The organism is Streptomyces sp. NBC_01257 (genome assembly GCF_035917255.1).
Taxonomy (GTDB): domain Bacteria; phylum Actinomycetota; class Actinomycetes; order Streptomycetales; family Streptomycetaceae; genus Streptomyces.
The window spans coordinates 6,794,614-6,816,944 of sequence record NZ_CP108472.1; the positions used below are offsets into that span (position 1 = coordinate 6,794,614).

Annotated in this window: 18 protein-coding genes; 12 read left to right on the forward strand and 6 right to left on the reverse strand. The window is 71.1% G+C overall.

The window, feature by feature from the left end:
• Nucleotides 1–13 precede the first annotated feature (13 nt).
• Nucleotides 14–808, reverse strand: coding sequence for a transcriptional repressor LexA (gene lexA / locus OG408_RS29675; protein WP_219573501.1), 795 nt, complete (start codon nt 806–808; stop codon nt 14–16).
• Nucleotides 809–1,363: 555 nt separating this feature from the next.
• Between lexA and nrdR the strand changes: the two genes are divergently transcribed.
• Entirely contained in the window at nt 1,364–1,876 is a 513-nt protein-coding gene (gene nrdR, locus OG408_RS29680; protein ID WP_266783706.1) for a transcriptional regulator NrdR, read from the forward strand.
• A gap of 158 nt (nt 1,877–2,034) precedes the next feature.
• Nucleotides 2,035–4,941, forward strand: a complete 2,907-nt coding sequence (locus OG408_RS29685; RefSeq protein ID WP_266783708.1) for a vitamin B12-dependent ribonucleotide reductase — start codon at nt 2,035–2,037, stop codon at nt 4,939–4,941.
• A 195-nt stretch (nt 4,942–5,136) separates the two neighbouring features.
• Here OG408_RS29685 and OG408_RS29690 read toward each other — a convergent pair whose 3' ends face one another.
• The 3 genes from OG408_RS29690 to OG408_RS29700 all read right to left on the reverse strand — a co-directional run bounded on the left by OG408_RS29690 (nt 5,137) and on the right by OG408_RS29700 (nt 8,329).
• Complete coding sequence (locus OG408_RS29690) at nt 5,137–6,609, reverse strand: serine/threonine-protein kinase (RefSeq protein WP_326672901.1); 1,473 nt, start codon at nt 6,607–6,609, stop codon at nt 5,137–5,139.
• Nucleotides 6,610–6,709: 100 nt separating this feature from the next.
• On the reverse strand, nt 6,710–7,246 hold the full coding sequence (locus tag OG408_RS29695; RefSeq protein WP_326672902.1) for a TerD family protein: 537 nt from the start codon (nt 7,244–7,246) through the stop codon (nt 6,710–6,712).
• Nucleotides 7,247–7,372: 126 nt separating this feature from the next.
• Nucleotides 7,373–8,329, reverse strand: a complete 957-nt coding sequence (locus tag OG408_RS29700) for a DUF1152 domain-containing protein (RefSeq protein ID WP_326672904.1) — start codon at nt 8,327–8,329, stop codon at nt 7,373–7,375.
• 90 nt (nt 8,330–8,419) lie between these two features.
• On the opposite strand from OG408_RS29700, the gene OG408_RS29705 reads away from it, so the two are divergent.
• From OG408_RS29705 to OG408_RS29720, 4 genes are all read left to right on the forward strand, one after another.
• Nucleotides 8,420–9,025, forward strand: coding sequence for a YdbC family protein (locus tag OG408_RS29705; RefSeq protein WP_266783716.1), 606 nt, complete (start codon nt 8,420–8,422; stop codon nt 9,023–9,025).
• Between the two features lie 83 nt (nt 9,026–9,108).
• Nucleotides 9,109–9,768, forward strand: a complete 660-nt coding sequence (locus OG408_RS29710; RefSeq protein WP_266783718.1) for a histidine phosphatase family protein — start codon at nt 9,109–9,111, stop codon at nt 9,766–9,768.
• A 10-nt stretch (nt 9,769–9,778) separates the two neighbouring features.
• The gene (locus OG408_RS29715; protein WP_285571391.1) at nt 9,779–10,675 is read left to right on the forward strand and encodes an ADP-ribosylglycohydrolase family protein; all 897 of its coding nucleotides are present in this window, start codon (nt 9,779–9,781) and stop codon (nt 10,673–10,675) included.
• A gap of 212 nt (nt 10,676–10,887) precedes the next feature.
• Nucleotides 10,888–12,633, forward strand: a complete 1,746-nt coding sequence (locus OG408_RS29720; protein WP_326672905.1) for a DUF4153 domain-containing protein — start codon at nt 10,888–10,890, stop codon at nt 12,631–12,633.
• An 83-nt stretch (nt 12,634–12,716) separates the two neighbouring features.
• Here the strand turns inward: OG408_RS29720 and OG408_RS29725 are convergent, their stop codons facing one another.
• Nucleotides 12,717–14,273: an MFS transporter gene (locus tag OG408_RS29725; protein WP_405405779.1), complete on the reverse strand. Its 1,557-nt coding sequence runs from the start codon at nt 14,271–14,273 to the stop codon at nt 12,717–12,719.
• A gap of 201 nt (nt 14,274–14,474) precedes the next feature.
• Here OG408_RS29725 and OG408_RS29730 point away from each other — a divergent pair, with 201 nt between their 5' ends.
• The 3 genes from OG408_RS29730 to OG408_RS29740 all read left to right on the forward strand — a co-directional run bounded on the left by OG408_RS29730 (nt 14,475) and on the right by OG408_RS29740 (nt 16,644).
• The gene (locus OG408_RS29730; protein ID WP_266783724.1) at nt 14,475–15,113 is read left to right on the forward strand and encodes a TetR/AcrR family transcriptional regulator; all 639 of its coding nucleotides are present in this window, start codon (nt 14,475–14,477) and stop codon (nt 15,111–15,113) included.
• A 139-nt stretch (nt 15,114–15,252) separates the two neighbouring features.
• Nucleotides 15,253–15,963 carry a ribonuclease HII gene (locus OG408_RS29735; protein WP_266783727.1) on the forward strand — a complete coding sequence of 237 codons (711 nt, stop codon included), beginning with the start codon at nt 15,253–15,255 and terminating at the stop codon, nt 15,961–15,963.
• A gap of 60 nt (nt 15,964–16,023) precedes the next feature.
• Entirely contained in the window at nt 16,024–16,644 is a 621-nt protein-coding gene (locus tag OG408_RS29740; RefSeq protein WP_326672908.1) for a hypothetical protein, read from the forward strand.
• Between the two features lie 69 nt (nt 16,645–16,713).
• On the opposite strand, the gene OG408_RS29745 is transcribed toward OG408_RS29740, so the two are convergent.
• Nucleotides 16,714–17,343, reverse strand: coding sequence for a hypothetical protein (locus OG408_RS29745; protein ID WP_266783731.1), 630 nt, complete (start codon nt 17,341–17,343; stop codon nt 16,714–16,716).
• Nucleotides 17,344–17,683: 340 nt separating this feature from the next.
• Between OG408_RS29745 and OG408_RS29750 the strand changes: the two genes are divergently transcribed.
• The 3 genes from OG408_RS29750 to OG408_RS29760 all read left to right on the forward strand — a co-directional run bounded on the left by OG408_RS29750 (nt 17,684) and on the right by OG408_RS29760 (nt 22,252).
• Nucleotides 17,684–19,843, forward strand: coding sequence for a RecQ family ATP-dependent DNA helicase (locus OG408_RS29750; RefSeq protein ID WP_326672910.1), 2,160 nt, complete (start codon nt 17,684–17,686; stop codon nt 19,841–19,843).
• Between the two features lie 114 nt (nt 19,844–19,957).
• On the forward strand, nt 19,958–21,310 hold the full coding sequence (locus tag OG408_RS29755) for a DUF4192 domain-containing protein (RefSeq protein ID WP_326672912.1): 1,353 nt from the start codon (nt 19,958–19,960) through the stop codon (nt 21,308–21,310).
• 177 nt (nt 21,311–21,487) lie between these two features.
• Nucleotides 21,488–22,252 carry an NUDIX hydrolase gene (locus OG408_RS29760; RefSeq protein ID WP_266783737.1) on the forward strand — a complete coding sequence of 255 codons (765 nt, stop codon included), beginning with the start codon at nt 21,488–21,490 and terminating at the stop codon, nt 22,250–22,252.
• Nucleotides 22,253–22,331 lie beyond the last annotated feature (79 nt).

The following is a 22,331-nucleotide window of genomic DNA, read 5'->3' on the forward strand; positions in this document are numbered from 1 at the left end:
ATGACGCGGGGCTTCACACCCGACGCAGCACCGCCACGACCTTGCCGAGGATCGTCGCCTCGTCGCCGGGAATCGGCTGGTACGCGGAGTTGTGGGGGAGCAGCCACACATGGCCGTCCTCCCGCTTGAAGCGCTTGACCGTGGCCTCGCCGTCCAGCATCGCGGCCACGATGTCGCCGTTCTCCGCCACGGGCTGGCGGCGCACGGTGACCCAGTCCCCGTCACAGATCGCCGCTTCGATCATCGAGTCACCGACGACCTTCAGCACGAAGAGCTCGCCGTCCCCGACCAGCTGGCGGGGGAGCGGGAAGACGTCCTCGACGGACTCCTCGGCGAGGATCGGACCACCGGCCGCGATCCGGCCGACCAGCGGCACGTACGACGCCGCGGGCTTGCCGGTCGTGTCCGTGGGCTGCGTGCTGGGCTGGTCCGAACCGCGCACCTCGTACGCCCGGGGGCGATGGGGGTCGCGGCGCAGGAAGCCCTTGCGCTCCAGGGCCATCAGCTGATGTGCGACGGAGGACGTGCTGGAAAGGCCCACCGCCTGACCGATCTCCCGCATCGACGGGGGGTATCCCCGGCGTTGTACGGAGTCCCGGATGACCTCGATCACTCGCCGCTGCCGGTCCGTGAGCCCCGAGCTGTCCGCCCGGATTCCAGGAGGTCGTCCGGGCAGCGAGCGCGCTGGGCGCGCGGGCTCCGGCCCCTCCGTGTTCGTGACTGAGTCATTCATGGCATGCACCGGCTCGAGTCGGCTCTGGGAGCGGTCCTGGGCAGTGATGATGGCACTGTCTGCGGTGGTGGTCACGTCGGCCCCTCTCGAATGGTCTCCCTAGCTGGACAACGGTAGTAGCTTTCGAAAGGTTGCGCCAAACACACGTTCGAGTGAAAAACGAATAAAAGGCTGTCGGCTGTTCAATGGCAGGTGTATGAGCGAAGCCGGGAGGGCTGTTTCGCCACCGGCCCGGACCCCGCGCCTCGCGCGCGGGTCCACCGGCAATTCGGACTATTACGGTAGCGGCCGCGCCCGCGGCGCCGGCGCGCGGGGTGGTCCCGGGTGCGCGTGTCCGCCCGTTCGGGCGGTCCGCCGACGGCCGCCCCGCAATCGGCGGCGCCGCTCGCTTCCCGTACCCTCGTGGTCGGCCGTACGCTGCCTTCCGGCCGCCCGGAACGCGCGACACGCGCTAGGGCCGAATGCGCGGCCAAACCCAAGATCTAGTGGTTGGATTGTCACGACCGCCCAGAAGTTGTGGTCCCCGTCCATCGGGGGTGTGGTCATCGCCTATGCTTGAGACCGCTTCGAGGGCCCGTAACCGGGCCTGAAGAGGCTATTCAGTCGTGCTGTGAAGGAGGGTTGGGAGCCATGCACTGCCCCTTCTGCAGGCACCCCGACAGCCGGGTCGTCGACAGTCGCACCACCGACGACGGGACCTCGATCCGCCGCCGTCGTCAGTGCCCCGACTGCTCCCGCCGTTTCACGACGGTGGAGACCTGCTCGCTCATGGTGGTCAAGCGCAGCGGCGTCACGGAGCCCTTCAGTCGTACCAAGGTCATCTCCGGCGTGCGCAAGGCGTGCCAGGGGCGGCCGGTCACCGAGGACGCCCTCGCCAAGCTCGGCCAGCGGGTCGAGGAGGCGGTGCGCGCCACCGGCAGCGCCGAGCTGACCACTCACGACGTGGGTCTGGCCATCCTCGGCCCCCTGCAGGAACTCGACCTCGTCGCGTACCTGCGGTTCGCGTCCGTCTACCGGGCCTTCAACAGCCTCGAGGACTTCGAGGCCGCCATCGTGGAACTCCGCGAGCGACGGCCTCCCGTACAAGGATGCGGGACCGGCGAGACCCCCGAGGTCCCCGTTCCCGCCGTCGCCGCCGACTAGCGGCACCCGCCGGCCGGCACCGATCCGAGGATCGGCACCGGCGCGGCACGCAGACCTGCTCCGGACGCCGTGCGCGGCGCCCGAGGCATCAGACACAGACTGTGCCCGGGGAAGTTCTCGGCACTTCAGGGCGTTTTTGCCCACATATGGGAGGCGGCATGACAGAGACGGCGAGCGGCCCGGCACGAGGTTCCCGCAACAAGGGAGCCAAGTCGACTGCGACCAAGCAGGGCCTGCGTATCGAGCGCATCCACACCACCCCCGGCGTGCATCCGTACGACGAGGTGGCGTGGGAGCGCCGTGACGTCGTCATGACCAACTGGCGCGACGGCTCGATCAACTTCGAGCAGCGTGGCGTCGAGTTCCCCGGCTTCTGGTCGGTGAACGCGGTCAACATCGTCACCAGCAAGTACTTCCGCGGGGCTGTCGGCACCCCCCAGCGCGAGACCGGTCTGCGACAGCTGATCGACCGGATCGTGAAGACGTACCGGAAGGCCGGCGAGGACTACAACTACTTCGCCTCTCCCGCGGATGCCGAGATCTTCGAGCACGAGCTGGCGTACGCCCTCCTGCACCAGATCTTCAGCTTCAACTCCCCGGTCTGGTTCAACGTCGGCACGCCCCAGCCGCAGCAGGTCTCGGCCTGCTTCATCCTGGCCGTCGACGACTCCATGGAGTCGATCCTCGACTGGTACAAGGAAGAGGGGATGATCTTCAAGGGCGGCTCCGGTGCCGGCCTGAACCTCTCCCGTATCCGCTCCTCCAAGGAGCTCCTCTCCTCCGGCGGCAACGCCTCCGGTCCGGTCTCCTTCATGCGCGGCGCCGACGCGTCCGCCGGAACGATCAAGTCCGGTGGCGCCACCCGCCGTGCGGCCAAGATGGTCATCCTCGACGTCGACCACCCCGACATCGAGAACTTCATCGAGACCAAGGTGAAGGAGGAGGAGAAGATCCGCGCCCTGCGCGACGCGGGCTTCGACATGGACCTGGGCGGCGACGACATCACGTCGGTCCAGTACCAGAACGCCAACAACTCGGTCCGCGTGAACGACGAGTTCATGAAGGCCGTCGAGTCCGGCGGGAAGTTCGGGCTGCGCGCCCGCATGACCGGCGACGTCATCGAAGAGGTCGAGGCCAAGTCCCTCTTCCGCAAGATGGCCGAGGCGGCCTGGGCCTGCGCCGACCCGGGCATCCAGTACGACGACACCATCAACGCCTGGCACACCTGCCCGGAGTCCGGCCGGATCAACGGCTCGAACCCGTGCAGCGAGTACATGCACCTGGACAACACCTCGTGCAACCTCGCCTCGCTGAACCTGATGAAGTTCCTCAAGGACGACGGCCTGGGCAACCAGTCCTTCGAGTCCGAGCGCTTCGCCAAGGTCGTCGAGCTGGTCATCACCGCGATGGACATCTCGATCTGCTTCGCGGACTTCCCCACCGAGAAGATCGGTGAGAACACCCGCGCCTTCCGCCAGCTGGGCATCGGCTACGCCAACCTCGGCGCCCTGCTGATGGCGACCGGCCACGCGTACGACAGCGACGGCGGCCGCGCGCTCGCCGGCGCCATCACCTCGCTGATGACCGGCACCTCGTACAAGCGCTCCGCCGAGCTGGCCGCGGTCGTCGGCCCGTACGACGGCTACGCCCGCAACGCCGAGCCGCACCAGCGCGTCATGAAGCAGCACGCCGACGCCAACGCGGTGGCCGTGCACGCCGACGACCTGGACAACCCGGTCTGGGCCGCCGCGACGGAGGCCTGGCAGGACGTGATCCGCCTCGGCGCGAAGAACGGTTTCCGTAACGCGCAGGCCTCGGTCATCGCGCCCACCGGAACCATCGGTCTCGCGATGTCCTGCGACACCACCGGCCTCGAGCCCGACCTCGCCCTGGTCAAGTTCAAGAAGCTGGTCGGCGGCGGCTCGATGCAGATCGTCAACGGCACCGTCCCGCAGGCCCTGCGCCGCCTGGGCTACCAGGAGGAGCAGATCGAGGCGATCGTCGACCACATCGCCGAGAACGGCAACGTGATCGACGCTCCCGGTCTGAAGACCGAGCACTACGAGGTCTTCGACTGCGCGATGGGCGAGCGTTCCATCTCCGCGATGGGCCACGTGCGCATGATGGCGGCCATCCAGCCGTGGATCTCCGGCGCGCTCTCCAAGACGGTGAACCTGCCGGAGACGGCCACCGTCGAGGACGTCGAGGAGGTCTACTTCGAGGCGTGGAAGATGGGCGTCAAGGCGCTCGCGATCTACCGCGACAACTGCAAGGTCGGCCAGCCCCTCTCCGCGAAGACCAAGGAGAAGGAGAAGGAGGCCGTCACGGCCAAGGCCGAGGACACGATCCGTACCGCGGTCGAGAAGGTCATCGAGTACCGCCCGGTCCGCAAGCGTCTGCCCAAGGGCCGTCCCGGCATCACCACCTCCTTCACTGTGGGCGGCGCCGAGGGCTACATGACCGCCAACTCCTACCCGGACGACGGTCTCGGTGAGGTCTTCCTGAAGATGTCCAAGCAGGGCTCGACCCTCGCGGGCATGATGGACGCCTTCTCCATCGCCGTCTCGGTGGGTCTGCAGTACGGCGTCCCGCTGGAGACGTACGTCTCGAAGTTCACCAACATGCGCTTCGAGCCGGCCGGCATGACGGACGACCCGGACGTGCGGATGGCGCAGTCGATCGTCGACTACATCTTCCGCCGCCTGGCGCTGGACTTCCTGCCCTTCGAGACCCGCTCGGCCCTCGGCATCCACTCCGCCGAGGAGCGTCAGCGCCACCTCGACACCGGCTCCTACGAGCCGACGTTCGAGGAGGAGCAGCTGGAGGCCGAGAACCTGGCCCAGTCCGCCCCCGTGCGGCAGCCGGAGCCGCTGAAGGCCGTGGCGCCGGTGCAGGAGGCCGGTACGCCGGCCCCGAAGACGGCGCACACCTCGGCCGAACTGGTCGAGATGCAGCTCGGCATCAGCGCGGACGCCCCGCTCTGCTTCTCCTGCGGTACGAAGATGCAGCGCGCCGGCTCCTGCTACATCTGCGAGGGCTGCGGCTCGACCAGCGGCTGCAGCTGATCCGCTGGGCCGGGCCGCACCCGATGCGGCGACCGGCCTGATCGGTGAGACGCCGTAGTGCCTGGTGAGGAGGGGGTTCCGGAACTTTCCGGAACCCCCTCTTCGGCTCTCCGGCCACCATTGCTCTCCGTCGCGGGGCCCTGGTCCGGCGGACGTATGGGCTCAGCCGTGGTGACCGGCACGGCACCGGGAACGTCAGCCGCGCTGGATACCGGTCGTGTCCTGCAGCACGCCGCGCCGTCCGTCCTCGGTCTGGGCGACGAGGCCCCGTTCGTGGTGTTCGAGCGCGAGGTACCAGACACCCGTCGCCAGTTCGGCGATCTGCCTCTGTGAACCGTCGACTCCGTACAGCGGCCGGGGTACCGGCACCGCGAACCAGAACGGCGTGAAGTCCTCAGCCGGCCCGGCACCACCCCCTGCGCTCCGCCGGCCGCCGGATGATTCTTCGCCCGCTTGCCGCTTCGCTCGGCTGCCTGCCCGCGCGAGGATGGCATCAGCCTCCCGGCGCGCGTCCTCGACGGTGCGCCGGGCACGGCGCTCCGCATCCGCACGCAAGCTCTCGGCTTCCGCACGCAGCTGCTCGGCCCTCTTCTCTATTTCGTCGAGGCGCGTCAGCGCCATCTGCTGACGAGCGGCCAGGTCCCGTTCGGACTGTTCACGCCGCTTGGCGAGGTTCGTCTCGAAGGCGGCAGCGGCCTGGGCAGCCTTCGCCCGGGTCTCCTCGAAGAGCGCGTCCGCTTCTTCGCGCTTCGCGTGAGCGTGCCGTCGCGCCTGCTCCAGGAGGTCCGCCGCTTCGGCCCCGGCCTCTTCTCCGGCGCGAGGGCGCACTGCTTCGGTGCTCACGTCGCGAGGGACCCTGTCACGCAGAGCGTCCAGTTCGGCGAGGACTTCCCGTGCCGAACCCGGCCGGTCGTCCGGCCGATGCGCGAGCAGACGCATCACGAGTCCGCTGACCTCGGCCGGTATCCCGTCGACCAGGGTGTGCGGCGGCGCCGGCTGCTCGTGGGTCTGGAGATGGATCAACGCCAGGACATTGTCCGCGACGATCGGCGGACGGCCGGTGAGCATGAAGTACAGCAGACAGCCGAGCGAGTAGATGTCCGTCCGGTGGTCGATGCCGGCCTCGCCCCGTGACTGCTCGGGCGACATGTAGAGGAGGCTCCCCAGCGCCACACCGGTGCCGGTCAGGTCGTTGACCCGTACGGTGTCCCCGAGGAACTTCGCGATCCCGAAGTCAAGAACCTTCAGGTCGCCGTCCGCGGCGAACATGACGTTCTCCGGCTTGATGTCCCGGTGCACGATCCGCTGCCTGTGCGCGGCAGCGAGCGCCACTGCCACCTGCCGCCCCCACCGGGTGGCGACCGTCCAGTGGGGGCGTTCGTCCGCGACGGTCTGCCGCAGCGTGCGGCCCGACAGCCGTTCCATCACCAGGTAGAGCACGCGCTCACCGTCGATCAGCGCCTCACCGCAGTCGTAGGCGGACACCGTGTGCCGCCCCGGCAGGCCGGCGGCCGACCGGATCTCCCTGCGGAACCGGAGGAACGTCTCCTGCTCACCCACCTGCGGAATCGCTGTGACCAGCTTGACCGCGACATCGCGGTCCATCCGGGAGTCCCGCGCGCTCCAGACCTGCCCCATGCCGCCTCGGCCCAGTCGTTCTCCGAGCACGTAGCGTCCGTCCAGCACACTGCCCCGCAACATCTTCCCCCTGGTCCCGCGGCCGGACACCCGGCAAGCTGCCCGCCCCTTCAGCCGTCCGCCCGCACCGTCACGCTCCCGGCGGACGGTTTCCCATCGCCGTGGCGAATGAGTCGGCGTCCCCGTCGAACCCCCGCACCGTGCCGTGGAACTGCCAGACACCCGAGGAGTCCCGCACGAACTCGGCGACCACGGCCGCCGTCGCCGCGCCGACCGACGAGAAGTCGTCCTCGGCCATGGTGGTGTACCCCTCGCGGATCTGGACACCGGTGTTCTCTATCGAGGCGAACGTCTTGTGGCCGTCGCGCTGCTGGATCGCGACGCCGACGACCACCCGGGAGTACGTCTCCGAGAGCCGGTCCAGCTCCAGCGTCATGACCTCGTCGTATCCCAGGCCCTGACCGGTCCTGCTGTCGCGGTTGAGCGTGATCGTGCCGTCGGGCGCGCGGCTGTCGAAGTGCACGAGGTAGCCGGGGCTGCCGTACGGATCGTCGGCCGGATAGGTCGCCGCGATGATGTCGAGGTCATGGGCGGGCTCGCCCTGGGGACTGGGGTCCCACTTGAGCCTGACCTCGACCTTCTCGATGTCCTTGTTGGGAGTGCTCATCGGAGTTCGCTCCTTCGCGCGGGGCCGTCGCACCGGTTCTATCACCGGATGATGTCCGTAACTGTCCGTGGAACCAACCGCCTTGGGACGAGGGGCGTAATCGAGCCACGACGGATCCCGGGGCCGTCAGTGCGGTATCCGGCGCGGCGGACGCTGCCGGACCCCGTCCCGGAACGCCTCGATCGCGCTGCTGACCTGACGCAGGAGGTGGGTGTCCTCGATGCGGTCGAGGTAGAGGCAGTTGCGGGCGAGCCCCTCCAGCTCGAAGGCGAAGTACAGCGACATCAGCGGGTTGATGAAGAGCTCACTGCCGCTGGTGCGCGAGGTGAACCGTACGTCGCCGAACTCTCCGCGCACCGCCGCGGCGATCGATCCGTTGACGATGCTCGGATGATCGGGCGTGTGTTCCTGGGCATGGGCCACCGCGTCGAGGAACAGTGCGCCCTCGCGCGTCGTACGGGGTACGGAGAACGCCCCCAGGTACGCGCCGTCGCGTTCGAGCGCGGCGATGTTCTCCAGGACGAGGCCGTGGCTCACCCCGTGGTAGGCGTCGACGCCGAAGCCGATGGAGACGACGAAGCACTCCGGGCCGTCGATCCCGGCGAGCGCCGCGACGCTCGTCATGTCCTCCTCCGGGGTGCCCAGACCGGATTCGTCGCCCCGCATCAGGATGTCCGTACCGCCGTCGACCAGGACGACCGCGTCGATGTCGTACCGCTCGATCAACGCGCGGTAGGCGTCGCGCAGCGGCTGGACACCCGTGCGGGACAGGGCGTGGACGGTGTCCGGGTAGCCGTGCAGGGCGAGCCACTGCGCGAGGGTCCGCTCCGGGAAGTACACCTGATGGAGGGAGGTTTCGGGGGTGATGACCGCGAGGTCGGGGGCGAGCCAGGAGTCCAGGGGGAGCCCTTCGAGCGCGCTGAAGGACAGATTGGCGAGCCGCACCTGCTTGTTCCGGTGGATCAGGGAGAGCGCGAGGGGGAGCCCGGCGTAGATGTCGAAGCCTCCGCCGGCACCGGCGACGAGGATCCTCTCCGCCGAATCGAGGCGGTCGAACAGCTGGTTGGTGTGCAGCGAGGTCATGGTGATCATTGTGTGATCACCCGTGACCGGTTCTGACGCACTCCGACGGAGCGTGACCCACGCCACGTCCGTCACCCGTACGATGGCGCAGTGCTGGTCAAGTGGATTCGCTGCAGTGTGGTGGACCGTCGGGGATTCGAGCGGGGGCAGCGGAAGTGGGCGGGGCTGCTGGGTGAGCCGGGATTCAGGGGGCAGGGCGGCGGCTGGAGCCGTGGCCGGCCGGAGGTGGCCCATGTCTTCGCGTTCTGGGAGAACCGGGTCTTCTACGACTCGTTCATGGCGCGCGGACACGACGCCCTAGCCGCCGCGCAGACCGGCACGTGCAACGACATCCAGGTCAAGCTGTTCGAGTACCGCTTCGACGTGAAGACCGGCTTCGAGCCCCGCTTCACCGACGCGGACGTGGTCAGGGTGGCGCACAGCAGGGTGCACGAGGACCGCGTCGAGCACTTCGCGCTGATGCAGCAGCGGGTGTGGAACCCGGCGATGGCCGGATCGCCCGGCATGCTGCGCGGTGTCTTCGGCGAGGCCCCCGGGCACGAGTTCCTGGTCCTGTCGATGTGGCAGTCGAGCGCCGAACGCGGCAAGTACCGGCCGGGGAGCGTGGAACGGCTCTCGCAGCGGGCGCAGACCGAGGAGGACGTGGCCTCGCTCACCGGCGACGTCGTCCAGCTCGAACCCTCGTGGACCGTGTGACCCGCCGGGGATTCACCGCCGACATGGAGCGTCGGGTTCCGGACAACTGCTCGAACGGCGGCGACTCGATCTAGGGTCGGTACATGGCAAGACCGCAACGCATCGTCCTCATCAGGCACGGCGAGTCCGAGGGCAACGCCGACGACACGGTGTACGAGCGCGAGCCCGACCACGCGCTGAGGCTCACCCCGGCCGGACTGCGGCAGGCCCGCGAGGCCGGGGTGCGGCTGCGCGAGCTCTTCGACGGGGAGCGGGTCAGTGTGTACGTCTCGCCCTACCGCCGTACGCACCAGACGTTCACCTCCCTCGGGCTGGACCTCGGGCGGGTCCGGGTGCGCGAGGAGCCCCGGCTGCGCGAGCAGGACTGGGGGAACTGGCAGGACCGGGACGACGTACGCCTCCAGAAGGCGTACCGGGACGCGTACGGGCACTTCTTCTACCGCTTCGCGCAGGGTGAGTCGGGCGCGGACGTGTACGACCGGGTGGGCGCGTTCCTGGAGAGCCTGTACCGGAGCTTCGAGGACCCCGACCACCCGCAGAACGTCCTGCTGGTCACGCACGGGCTGACCATGCGGCTCTTCTGCATGCGCTGGTTCCACTGGTCCGTGGCCGAATTCGAGTCGCTCTCCAACCCCGGCAACGGGGAGTCCCGGACGCTGGTGCTCGGGAAGGACGGGCGCTACACGCTGGACAGGCCGTTCGAGCGCTGGCGCACCCCTGAGCCGTACGGCATCACCGGATAGAGTGGAAGCGATGACCGAATCCGCTTCCGACCAGCGCTTCGACCGCGCCCTTGGCAGCCTGCGCGGCCTCTCCGTGGGAGACGCCCTGGGCTCCCAGTTCTTCGTGCCCGCGAACTATCCGCTCCTGAAGGACCGCGCCCTGCCGCCCGGCCCCTGGCAGTGGACCGACGACACCGAGATGGCCGCCTCGGTGCTGGCCGTGCTCCGGCAGTACGGCCGGATCGACCAGGACGCCCTCGCCCGCTCCTTCGCGGTGCACCACGACTTCGACCGGGGATACGGCCCCGCCGTGAACCGCCTGCTGAGGCTGGTCCGGGAGGGCGGGGACTGGCGGGAGCTGGCCTCCGCGCTGTTCAAGGGCCAGGGCTCGTGGGGCAACGGCTCCTCGATGCGCATCGCGCCGCTCGGCGCCTGGTACGCGGACGACCCCGAGCAGGCCACGCACCAGGCCGAGATCTCCTCGTACACCACGCATCAGCACCGGGAGGCCGTCGTCGGCGCGATGGCCGTCGCCGCGGCCGCCTCGCTCGCCGCCGCGCCCGGCGGGCCGCCGAAGCCGGCCGAACTCCTGGACGGCGTGATCGCGCTCGTACCCCGCAGCGCGGTCGGAGCCGGGCTGCGCCGGGCCCGCGACATGCTGGACTACGAGGACGCGGGCACGGTCGCCGCCGTCCTCGGCAACGGGCGCCGCACGAGCGCGCACGACACCGTGCCCTTCGCGCTCTGGTCGGCGGCCCGCAGCCTCGGTGACTTCGAGACCGCCTTCTGGGTGACCGCGCAGGCGGGCGGCGACGTCGACACGACCTGCGCGATCGTCGGCGGAGTCGTCGCCGCGGGCACCGCGGGCGCGCCGCCGGCCGACTGGACGCAGCGGACCGAAGCGCTGCCCGACTGGACGGCCGGGTAGCGACCCCCGGCCGTCGGGCACCCGACTGTCACGGTACTGCCACAGCGCCGCCCCGTACGGCTCACGACCGTCACCCGGGGTTACTCTTTCGGCCACGCCGCCCCCGGTGATCATCCCTCGGTGATCATCACGACGGGTGTGCACCGAATGAGACGCCGGGGGGCCGCGCTGCCCAGGGCTCGCGTGAGCGGACCCCGGTGGGGAGGGGTCCCGTGTCAGATCACACAGCAGAACCGTCCCGGCCGGAGAACGGCTCGGATCCGGCCACGGCGGAGCCTGCGGCGGCCGAGGTCCCGCCGCCCGGCGACACCGCACAGCAGACGATGCCGGCCGGGGTGCCGGAGCCCCCGAAGGTGCCCTCGTACGCGCAGCAGGCGCGTCCGACACGAGCCGATCCGTGGGGGCAGGGCCGGACGGCCCCCAAGGAGCTCTCGCTGCTGCGCCCGGCCAGGCCGGGAGACATACCCGTGGCCACCCTCTGGTCCGTCCTCGCGACCGGCCTGCTCAGCGCGCTGCTGCTCGGTGACGGCATCGGCCTGAACCTGCTTCTCGTGGCGCTCCCGGCGGCGCTCGCCGCGTACTTCGCCGCCCGCTCGGCCGCTCGCCGGCTGCGCCCGTGGACGGCGGTCTGGGCGGTCGGCGGACTGGCCCTGCTCGTCGTCCCCGCACTCCGGGACGCCGGCTGGCCGAGCTTCCTGGCCATCGTGTCCGCCTTCGCGCTCGGCTCGCTCGCGCTGCACGGCAGCCGCAGCTGGCTCGGGGTCTTCCTCGGTTCGCTGGGACTGCTCACGTCCGTCGCCGAGTCGCTCGGCTGGGCGGTGCGGGGGCTGCGCGACCGGATGGCGGGCTCCCGCGGCCGCTGGGGTGTCGTCGTGCGCTCCGGCGCCGTGGCGATCGTCCTGCTCATCGTGTTCGGGGCGCTCTTCGCGAGTGCCGACGCCGCGTTCGCCGACGTGCTCGGCGACCTGATCCCCGATGTGTCGATCGGCGACGGCCCGTGGCGGCTCTTCCTCGCCGTGCTCGGACTCGTCGGCGCGCTCGCCGCCGCGTACACCGCCGCCGCTCCGGTGCGCTGGGACAAGCTGCCGGTACGCCCGGGCAAGGCGCGCGGACGGCTGGAATGGGCGCTGCCGCTGATCGTCCTGAACCTGCTCTTCGCCGGCTTCCTCGCCATCCAGCTCACGGTGCTGCTCGGCGGGTACGACAAGGTGATGGCCGAGACCGACCTCAGCTACTCCCAGTACGCCCGGGAGGGATTCTGGCAGCTGCTGTGGGCCACCCTGCTCACCCTGCTGGTGATCGCGCTCGCCCTGCGCTGGGCCCCGCGCGGCGGAGCCCGCGACCGTACGCTCGTGCACGGCGTCCTCGGCACGCTCTGCCTGCTGACGCTCGTCGTCGTCGCCTCCGCGCTGCGGCGCATGGACCTCTACGTCGACGCCTACGGCCTGACCAGGCTGCGCATCTCGGTGGCGGCGGTCGAACTGTGGCTGGGTGCCGTCCTCGTGCTGATCATGGCGGCCGGTGTCTTCGGCGCGCGGCTGCTGCCGCGCGCCGTCGCGGCGAGCGCGGCGGCCGGCGTCCTGGCGTTCGGACTGCTGTCGCCCGACGGCCTGATCGCGGAGCAGAACGTGCAGCGCTACCGCAGCGACCACTCCATCGACATCGAGTACCTCCAGGGCCTCTCGGCCGACGCCGTACCGGCCCTGGACACCCTGCCGGAGCCGTTGCGCTCCTGCGCGCTGGAGGAGATCCAGCGGACCCTGCGGAGTTCGGACGAGCCGTGGTACGCCACGAGCTGGGGCGAGTCGAGGGCCCGGGACATTCTCGGGGACTGGGATCCCGGCGCCCGTACCCGTGACTGCCGGGGCCTGGGGTCCGGGGACAACGGGAGCGAGCGCGGCGGCTCGGACGACCAGTACGACCCCTACGACCAGTACGACCCCTACGACCCGTACTGATCCCCGTACGCACTGGACCGGTTGCGGGCCGCCCCACTCGGGGCGGCCCGCAACCGTGCCTTCCGGCTCCGTGCGCGCGGCCGCTAGGCGACCGGCCCCCCGGCCGACGCCTTTCCGCTCAGCGCCTCCAGATCGCTCTTGCGCACCCGGATCACCAGCAGCGCGGTCAGCAGGGCGAGGCCCGCCATGGCCACCGCCGCGAGGAACGCGGTGGAGATGCCCTGCGCGAGCACCGCGTGGCCCCAGCTTCCCGGCAGCTCCCGGGTCTTGGCGAACTCCGCCTTCTGCTCGGGCGACGCCTGGGCGAGGAACCGTGGGACCTGCTTCTCCGCCTCGTTGCGGCTCGCCGTGCCGAAGACCGTGACCAGGATGGAGAGTCCCAGCGAACCGCCCACCTGCTGGCTGGCGTTGAGCAGGCTGGAGGCCGCTCCGGCCTCGTGCTGGGCGACTCCGGAGACGGCCGTCAGCGTGAGCGTGACGAAGTTCAGCCCCATGCCGAAGCCGAAGACGAGCATCGGGCCCAGGACTCCGGACAGGTAGGAGCTGTCCGGCGAGATGAACGTGAGCCAGATCAGACCCACGCCGCTGAACGCCGAACCCGTGACCATGAACGGCTTGGGTCCGAGCACCGGCAGGAACCGCTGCGAGAGCCCCGCTCCCACGATGATCGCGACGGTCACCGGCAGGAACGCCAGGCCCGACTCGATGGGGCTGTAGGCCAGTACGTTCTGCACGAACAGCACGATGAAGAAGAACATGCCGAACATGGCAGCGGCCAGGCTGAGCATGATCACGTACGTACCCGAACGGTTGCGGTCGGCGAACATCCGCAGCGGAGTGATCGGTTCCCTGGCCCGCATCTCGATGAGGACGAACGAGGCGAGCAGGATCACCGCGGCACCGAACGAACCCAGGGTGAGCGAGTCCCGCCAGCCCTCCTCGGATGCCCGGATGAACCCGTACACGAGCGAGGCCATGCCGAGCGTCGAGGTCAGCGCGCCCGAGATGTCGAAGCGGCCGGGATGCTTCTCGGACTCGTTGATGTACAGCGGCGCCAGGACGGCGATCAGCACGCCGATCGGCACGTTGACGAAGAACACCCAGCGCCAGTCGAGCCATTCGGTGAGCAGTCCGCCCGCCAGCAGACCGATCGCGCCGCCGCCCGCCGAGACCGCGGCGAAGACACCGAAGGCGCGGTTGCGCTCGGGGCCCTCCGGGAACGTGGTGGTGATCAGGGCCAGCGAGGTCGGTGAGGCGATGGCGCCACCGATGCCCTGGAGAGCGCGCGCCGCCAGCAACTGCCAGGGCTCCTGGGCGAATCCGCCGAGCAGCGAGGCCAGGGTGAAGACCAGGATGCCCGTCATGAAGACCCGCCGGCGGCCCAGGATGTCCCCGGCCCTGCCGCCGAGCAGCAGGAGGCCGCCGAAGGTGAGCGTGTAGGCGCTGAGGACCCAGGAGAGATCGGTGGTCGAGAAGCTGAGCGCGTCCTGGATGTGCGGGAGGGCGATGTTGACGATCGTGGAGTCGAGCACAACCATCAACTGACAGGCGGCGATGACGGCCAGGGCGATCCCCGGGCGCCCCTGCCGTCGTGCCGCGCCCGGTGCGCTTCGTTCGTTTAACTGAGAGGTTGTCACCATGGGTCCCCCACAAGTGAATTAGTGAACGGAACCGTTCACTGCGTCGTCAACGTTAGTGAGTCCCCTTCAGTGAACGCAAGCGTTCACTGAATCGCCGTTGTCGCGCCGCGTCCGGATCCGCCGTCCCGGCCGGGACCTGCTCAGCCCGGCGCGGGCGTACCGCCCCGCTGTGATCCGATCTGTTCCGATGGAGAGAAGCTCATGGTTACTTCGCGATCGGCCGCCGCCGCCCGGCAGCCGGTGGTGTCACTCAGGCGCCGCGGACCCGTGCTGGAACGCGCGATCCTCGAAGCCGCCCTGGAGCGGCTGAGTACGGTCGGCTGGAGCGGGCTCACGATGGAGGGGGTCGCCGCCGGAGCCCAGACCGGCAAGGCCGCGATCTACCGGAGGTGGCCCTCCAAGGAGGACCTGGTCGCGGACGCGCTGCGCAGCGCGCTCCCGGCGATCGGGGAGGCGCCGGACCACGGGAACATCCGGGACGACCTCTATCAGCTGTGCTGCCGGCTCCGTGACGCGATGCTCTCCCAGTCGGGCTCGGCGCTGCGCGCGGTCCTTCACGAGTGCGATGCGGACACCGCCGAACGGTTCCAGTCGATGATCCTCAGTGGTGTCGTCGGGCCGACGACCAGCCTCATAAGAGAAGTGGTGAGCAGGGGTGTCGACCGCGGCGAGGTGCGCCCCGACGCCCTGCGCGGGCTGGCCTTCGACGTCATCCCCGCGATGATGATGTATCGCACCAAGGTGTGCGGCAGCGAATGGACGGACGGGGACATCGCCGACCTGATCGATCAGGTCGCCGTGCCGTTCTTCCGCGCCGCCCCCGCCGGCCCCCGGCGCTGAGCACTTCGTACGTCCGCCCCTGAGGCCCCGCACGAGGCCCTGCCCCGGCCCGTCCGATGAGCCGGGGCCGGCCGGGGGGCGGCCGAGGGGCGCCCCGGGGTGTTCTCGGCGGACTCATCGGCGTACGCTGACTGGCGCCATGCCGTACGAACCACCCACGCACACCGTCGAGCGCTCACTGCGCGCCACCACCGGTGCCAAGACCGTCGCCGGTGTCGACGAGGTCGGACGCGGAGCGTGGGCGGGACCGGTCACCGTGTGTGCCGCGGTCACCGGCCTCCGCAAGCCTCCCGCCGGACTCACCGACTCCAAGCTGATCAGCCCCAAGCGCCGCGCGGAGCTCGCACCGCTGCTGGAGCGCTGGGTCACGGCCTACGGACTCGGCGACGCCTCCCCGCAGGAGATCGACGAACTCGGGATGACCGCCGCGCTCCGGCTCGCCGCCGTGCGGGCCCTGGAGGCGCTGCCGGTGCGGCCCGACGCGGTGATCCTGGACGGCAAGCACGACTACCTGGGCAGCCCCTGGCAGGTCCGTACCGTCATCAAGGGCGACCAGTCCTGCGTCGCGGTCGCGGCGGCCTCCGTGATCGCGAAGGTCCGCAGGGACACCGTGATGGCCGAACTCGGCGCGGAGACCGGCGAGTACGCGGACTTCGCCTTCGACGCCAACGCCGGCTACCCGTCCCCCGTGCACCGGGCCGCGCTGGAGGAGCGGGGGCCCACGGCCCACCACCGCCTCTCGTGGTCCTACCTCGACGCGCTGCCCAGGTGGCAGCACCTCAAGAAGGTCCGCTTCTCCGCCGAGGCGGCCGCACTGGAAAGCGGGGGCCAGCTCGGCTTCGACTTCTGATCGCGCACATGTACCCACCCGCCGACGCCCCGTGCGCCGGCGTTTGATAGACAACCACCCATGCCTCTCATCCCCGAGGAGCCTCAGATTCACGAGAGCGCCCAGGGTCCCCGCGCCACTCCGGCCACCGGCCGCACCGCGTCGACCCCTCGTCCCGTACCCGGTCCGCGTTCCGCGGCCATGCCGCGCCCCGGTCGTCCGGGTCCCGGCCCCGCGAGGCCCGCGCCCCCGGCGCCGCGCCCGCACTCCAGCTCCGACCGGCCCCAGGCGGCCCGGCCGGAGAATCGTTCCGCACCCCAGCTGCAGCTGATCCCCGCCTCGGCCGACGGTGCGCTCGACGCCGCCGACGAGGCGGTGGACCTGCTGCTCGACTCGGGCCGCGCGCCCGGCGACATCCTGGTGCTCACCACCGGTGAGCAGCACCCGTGGGCCACGCACGAGCTCTCCTTCGGCGAGGCCGCCTACTGGGCCCAGCACGAAGCGGGCGACGACGTGTTCTTCGCCGGTGCCACGGCAGCGGAGCGGGTGACGTCCCGCCCGGTGGTGATCGTCGCGGTCAACGGTGCCGTCGACGACGCCGCCGCCCGCACGCTGTCGGCAGCGCAGCGCGGCGCCGGAACCCTGCTGATCGTCTGCGGTGACCCGCAGCGGATCAACGCGGTGCTCGGCGCCGGTGTCTGAGCCGCTGCACGCGGCGGCCCATGGCCGACCCGGCCGCCCGTAGGGGTGGCCGGGCGCCCGGGGGCCGGGTCAGCGGGCCGCGGTGCGGTGCAGTGCCTGCACGGCGCCGCCGCCGGTGCGCAGCGGCGCCGGATCCTGGTCCAGCGCGGTGTCGGCGAGGGCGGTCGGCTGTGACGTGGAACTGGGGCGACGGCCGCCCCGGCCCTCACCGAGCACCTGCCAGCCGCCCCGGGTCAGCGTGATGTACGCGCCGCACCGCAGCCCGTGCAGCGTGCAGGCGTCCCGCAGGCCCCACATCCAGGCCCCGTCCTCCTCCGTCCAACGCTCGTCCCCCTCGCGGCAGTAGAGCAGGACCGCGGTACGGACCGGAGTGCGGCGGCGGAGATCGTGCGGGATGACCCGGCGCAGATGCGCGAGCAGCGCGTTGCGGAACTCCCAGCCGTCCGCCGTCACCGAACGGCGGGCGAACGAAGCGCTGGCCGCCAGCCGTTCCTCGTGGTCGAGCACGGCGACGACGGCGGTCTCGGGCGTCGGCAGGTGCCTGGCGTGCAGCCCGCTGACCACCTCGCGCGGGCTGCGGAGCAGCGGTATGCCCGCTGCCGCCCACTCGGCCGGTTCGAGCATTCTGGCAAGGCGGTTGGCGGAGTCGGCGGTGGCCGACATCGAAGTGGCTGCGGACGGAGCGAATCCGAAGGTCACGGTCCTCCCTTCGCATACGCGCCCACGATGCGGGCAGGGTCGGGTGAGGGCGCGCCGCGGCACAGCCCTTCCGGGCCCGCGAAGAGACCGTGCGGGGAGCGAGACCAATTCTTCCTGGCGTATCGGCGGGCGGCAACGAGCAATTGGCGCAGCTGACGGTAATCAGCCGGAATGACACGGATATCCCTGCCCAGTCCAGCACCGGATGACGCCACCTGTCCCGCCTGAACGGCGAGGACCAGCGAAAACACCTGGCCCGTCCCGGCCCTCCCGCAGGTGAGCGGGTCCTCACGCGGGGTGAAGTCGTCGATTGTCGGTGTCATCGGGTTGCATGGGGGTCATGGACAACCTGGAACTCCGCACTGAAGCAGATGCCGTCCTCGCCGAGCTCGTCGGTGATCCCGGAGGCCCTGCCCGGCTGCGGGAGGACCAGTGGCAGGCGGTGTCCGCCCTGGTCCAGGAGCGACGGCGGGCCCTGGTGGTGCAGCGCACCGGCTGGGGGAAGTCGGCCGTCTACTTCGTGGCCACCGCTCTGCTGCGGCGGCGCGGCTCGGGTCCCACGGTGATCATCTCCCCGCTGCTGGCCCTGATGCGCAACCAGGTCGAGTCCGCGGCACGGGCCGGCATCCGGGCGCGGACGATCAACTCGGCCAACCCGGAGGAGTGGGAAACGATCTACGGGGAGGTGGAGCGCGGCGAGACCGACGTCCTCCTCGTCAGCCCGGAGCGCCTCAACTCCGTGGACTTCCGGGACCAGGTGCTGCCGAAGCTCGCGGCCACGACCGGTCTGCTGGTGGTCGACGAGGCGCACTGCATCTCCGACTGGGGACACGACTTCCGGCCCGACTACCGCCGGCTGCGCACGATGCTCGCGGAGCTGCCGGCGGGCGTCCCGGTGCTGGCCACCACGGCCACGGCGAACGCGCGGGTGACCGCGGACGTCGCGGAGCAGCTGGGCACGGGCAGTGGTGACGCCCTGGTCCTGCGCGGGCCGCTGGACCGCAAGAGCCTGCGGCTGGGGGTGCTGGAACTGCCGAACGCGGCGCACCGGCTGGCGTGGCTGGGGGAGCGGCTGGGGGATCTGCCGGGTTCGGGGATCATCTACACGCTGACGGTGGCGGCGGCCGAGGAGGTCGCGGCGTTCCTGCGTCAGCGCGGCTATCCGGTGGCGTCCTACACGGGGAAGACGGAGAACGCCGACCGGTTGCAGGCCGAGGAGGATCTGCTCGCGAACCGGGTGAAGGCGCTGGTGGCGACGTCGGCGCTGGGCATGGGCTTCGACAAGCCGGACCTGGGGTTCGTCGTGCACCTGGGCTCGCCCTCGTCCCCGATCGCCTACTACCAGCAGGTGGGGCGCGCGGGGCGCGGCGTGGACCACGCGGATGTGCTGCTGCTCCCGGGCAAGGAGGACGAGGCGATCTGGGCGTATTTCGCGTCGGTCGGCTTCCCGCCCGAGGAGCAGGTGCGCCGCACGCTGGACGTACTGGAACAGGCGGGCCGTCCGCTGTCGCTGCCCGCGCTGGAACCACTGGTGGACCTCCGGCGCTCGCGCCTGGAGACGATGCTGAAGGTGCTCGACGTCGACGGGGCGGTCAAGCGGGTGAAGGGGGGCTGGACCGCGACGGGGCAGCCGTGGGCGTACGACGCGCAGCGGTACGCCTGGGTGGCCAAGCAGCGGGAGACCGAGCAGCAGGCCATGCGGGACTACGTGGCGACCACGGGGTGCCGGATGGAGTTCCTGCAGCGGCAGCTCGATGACGAGAAGGCGACGCCGTGCGGCCGCTGCGACACCTGCGCCGGGCCCTGGCTCGATCCCGCGGTCTCCTCGGCGGCTCTCGCGGCGGCGACGGGCGAACTGGACCGGCCGGGAGTCGAGGTCGAGCCCCGCAAGATGTGGCCGACCGGGCTCGCCGCGGTCGGCATGGATCTCAAGGGCCGCATTCCCGCGGGCCAGCAGGCGGTCACCGGGCGGGCGCTGGGCAGGCTGTCGGACATCGGCTGGGGCAACCGGCTGCGCCCGCTCCTGGCGGAGCAGGCGGCGGACGGGCGGGTGCCGGACGACGTCCTGAACGCCGTCGTGACCGTGCTGGCGGACTGGGCCCGTTCGCCGGGCGGCTGGGCGAGCGGCTCTCCCGACGCGGTGGCGCGGCCGGTGGGGATCGTCTCGATGCCGTCCCGCACCCGCCCCCAGCTGGTCGGCTCCCTGGCGGAGGGTGTGGCCAGGGTGGGCAGGCTCCCGCTGCTGGGCAGCCTGGTCCACACCCCGGAAGCCGGCGAGTTCGCGGCCCACCGCAGCAACTCCGCCCAGCGACTGCGTGCCCTGGCCGCCTCGTTCGCCGTGCCAGACGAACTGGCCGCCGCCCTGGCCGGGGCCGCCGGCCCGGTCCTGCTCGTTGACGACTACTCCGACTCCGGCTGGACCCTGGCCGTGGGCGCGCGCCTCCTGAGCCAGAGCGGATCGGGTCCGGTGCTGCCGCTCGTCCTGGCCCTGGCCGGCTGAGGAACGGCGCCGACCGCGGCTCCCGGCTCGGGGGCCCCGGACCGGTCTCACCCCCTGTGGACAAGTTATCCACAGGGGGTCGCGGAAACCGTCCCGACGCGGGACGGTCATCCCATGAACAAGCACCACGAATCCACCGGTCCGTCCGATGAGCAGCAGATCACTTTGCGCGGCCCCGCCGAGCTGGCCGACGCACTCCCGTATCTCATGGGGTTCCATCCGAACGACAGCGTGGTCATGGTCGCGCTGCACGGCGGCCGGGGCCGTTTCGGCGGGCGTCTCAGGCTCGGTATCCCGCAGTCCGAGCAGGAATGGCCGTCGGTCGCCGAGCAGCTGGCCGAGTGCCTGATCAAAGGGAGCGAGCGGCGTGGCGGGCGCCCCGACGCGATCGTCGTCTTCCTCTGCCAGGAACCCGCCGAAGGGGAGACCGGCAGCCGGACCATGGAGCGGCTGCGGCCCTTCGCCCAGGGGCTGCGTACCGCCTGCGGGGCTCTGGACGTCCCCGTGCTCGAAGCGCTCTGCATCTCCGGCAACAGGTTCTGGTCCTACGTCTGCCCCGACGCCCGCTGCTGCCCGGCGGAGGGGAACCCGATGGCCGTGCCCGGCACCTCGGTGATGGCGGCGGCAGCGACGTATGCCGGTATCCAGGTGCGCGGATCGCTGCGGGAGATGGAGGCCCGGCTGGCACCCCGGACCGGCGCGGCGGGCCGGGAGCAGGAACAGGCCCTGGACGCGGCGGGGTCGGCGCTGGTGCCGAAGCTCCTCGACGAGGAGAGCCGCAAGGAGGTCGGCGGCACCACGCTGGAACTGGCCGGACGGCTCATGAGGCGCCTCGGCCGGGCACCGGCGGCGACACCCTCACTGGCCGACCTCAACGACGACCGGCTGATCAGTCACGAGGAGGCCGCCGCGGTGATCCTCGGCCTCCAGGACCGGGAGACCCGGGACAGGGCCGCGGAATGGATGGAAGGGCCCGAAGCGGAGTCCGCGCTGCGGCTGTGGCGGGCACTGGCACGGCGCTGCGTCACGCCGTACGAGGAGCACGCGGCGGCGCCGCTCGCGCTGGCGGGGTGGGTCTCGTGGTCGACGGGCGACGAGCCGGGGGCGCGGGTGGCGCTGGGCCTCGCGCTCCGGCTGGATCCCCGGTACACCTTCGCCCAGCTTCTGCACGAGGCCTGCAACCAGGGCCTCGATCCGGAGACGCTGCGGCGCTGCCTGCGCGGTGAGCGCGACACCCGGACGGCGGCGCGCGACACGGCGCAGGACACGGGGGCCGTGCGGCGCGACACCCGGACGGTACGGCGTGGCCACGGTGCGGGACGGGTCGCGGGGGCCCGTTCCGCCCGGGCGCAGGCGGACGGGCGGCGGCGGACGCGGCCCCGGACCGTCCGGTCGGGCGCCGTCGGCCGCCGCCGGGCCGGGCAGTCGCGGAACCAGGGCCGCCGCGCGACCCGGACCGGCCGATGAGAGCAGCGTGGCGCCGGACAGCCGGAGGTGGCCGGCGACCGGGGTACGGGTCGCCGGTGGCCACCCCGTCGCCGACCGGTCCGGGCCCGGGGGAAGCCCGTCCGGAAGGCGCCGGGACCCGTGAAGAGGCATCACGAAGGGAGTGTTTATCGTCAGGCAGACGACTATGATCACGGCATGCCGCCCTACGACCCGTCGACCTTCCCGCCCTTCGCTGTCACCGTCGACCTGGTTGTGCTCACGGTGCGCCGTCATGCGCTCTGTGCGCTGGTGGTACGCCGAGGTGAGACGCCGTTCCAGGGCAGGTGGGCGCTGCCCGGCGGCTTCGTCAAAGCCGATGAGGACCTCGGCGCCGCGGCGGCGCGCGAACTCGTCGAGGAGACCGGGCTGTGCGCGCACGACCCGGCGACCCCGTCGGTCGGCAACGGCGCACATCTCGAACAGCTCGCCACGTACGGAGCGCCCGAGCGCGATCCCCGGATGAGGGTCGTAAGCGTCGCCCATCTCGCGCTGGCGCCCGATCTGCCGGCTCCGCGTGCGGGCGGCGACGCGAACAGTGCGCGCTGGGCGCCTGTCGAGGACCTTCTCGGGCCGGAAGGGGGCTACGGGCGCGAGGGCGAGCGGCAGGCCCCGCTGGCCTTCGACCACGCCCAGATCCTCGCCGACGGTGTGGAGCGGGCCCGTTCCAAGATCGAGTACTCCTCGCTGGCCACCGCGTTCTGCCCGCCCTCGTTCACGGTCGGCGAGCTGCGCCGGGTGTACGAGGCGGTGTGGGGCGTGGTGCTCGACCCGAGGAACTTCCATCGCAAGGTGACGGGCACGCCCGGCTTCCTGGTGCCTGCTGGGGGGACGACCACCCGTCAGGGCGGCCGCCCCGCCCAGCTGTTCCGGTCGGGTTCGGCCACGGTGCTGAATCCGCCGATGCTGCGACCCGAGGTCTGAGCCTGAGGTCTGGGCCCGAGGTCTGAGCGCGAGGTCTGAGCCCGAGGCCTGGGCCCGAGGTCTGAGCCCGAGGCCTGGG

Bases quoted from the DNA above. Each gene is read 5' to 3' on its own strand.
- OG408_RS29725 (WP_405405779.1), bottom strand. From the start codon at position 14,273: ATGGTGACAACCTCTCAGTTAAACGAACGAAGCGCACCGGGCGCGGCA.
- nrdR (WP_266783706.1), top strand. From the start codon at position 1,364: ATGCACTGCCCCTTCTGCAGGCACCCCGACAGCCGGGTCGTCGACAGT.
- OG408_RS29760 (WP_266783737.1), top strand. From the start codon at position 21,488: ATGCCGCCCTACGACCCGTCGACCTTCCCGCCCTTCGCTGTCACCGTC.
- OG408_RS29730 (WP_266783724.1), top strand. From the start codon at position 14,475: ATGGTTACTTCGCGATCGGCCGCCGCCGCCCGGCAGCCGGTGGTGTCA.
- OG408_RS29710 (WP_266783718.1), top strand. From the start codon at position 9,109: ATGGCAAGACCGCAACGCATCGTCCTCATCAGGCACGGCGAGTCCGAG.
- OG408_RS29700 (WP_326672904.1), bottom strand. From the start codon at position 8,329: ATGACCTCGCTGCACACCAACCAGCTGTTCGACCGCCTCGATTCGGCG.
- OG408_RS29740 (WP_326672908.1), top strand. From the start codon at position 16,024: ATGCCTCTCATCCCCGAGGAGCCTCAGATTCACGAGAGCGCCCAGGGT.
- OG408_RS29695 (WP_326672902.1), bottom strand. From the start codon at position 7,246: ATGAGCACTCCCAACAAGGACATCGAGAAGGTCGAGGTCAGGCTCAAG.
- OG408_RS29735 (WP_266783727.1), top strand. From the start codon at position 15,253: ATGCCGTACGAACCACCCACGCACACCGTCGAGCGCTCACTGCGCGCC.
- OG408_RS29750 (WP_326672910.1), top strand. From the start codon at position 17,684: ATGGACAACCTGGAACTCCGCACTGAAGCAGATGCCGTCCTCGCCGAG.
- OG408_RS29715 (WP_285571391.1), top strand. From the start codon at position 9,779: ATGACCGAATCCGCTTCCGACCAGCGCTTCGACCGCGCCCTTGGCAGC.
- OG408_RS29685 (WP_266783708.1), top strand. From the start codon at position 2,035: ATGACAGAGACGGCGAGCGGCCCGGCACGAGGTTCCCGCAACAAGGGA.
- OG408_RS29755 (WP_326672912.1), top strand. From the start codon at position 19,958: ATGAACAAGCACCACGAATCCACCGGTCCGTCCGATGAGCAGCAGATC.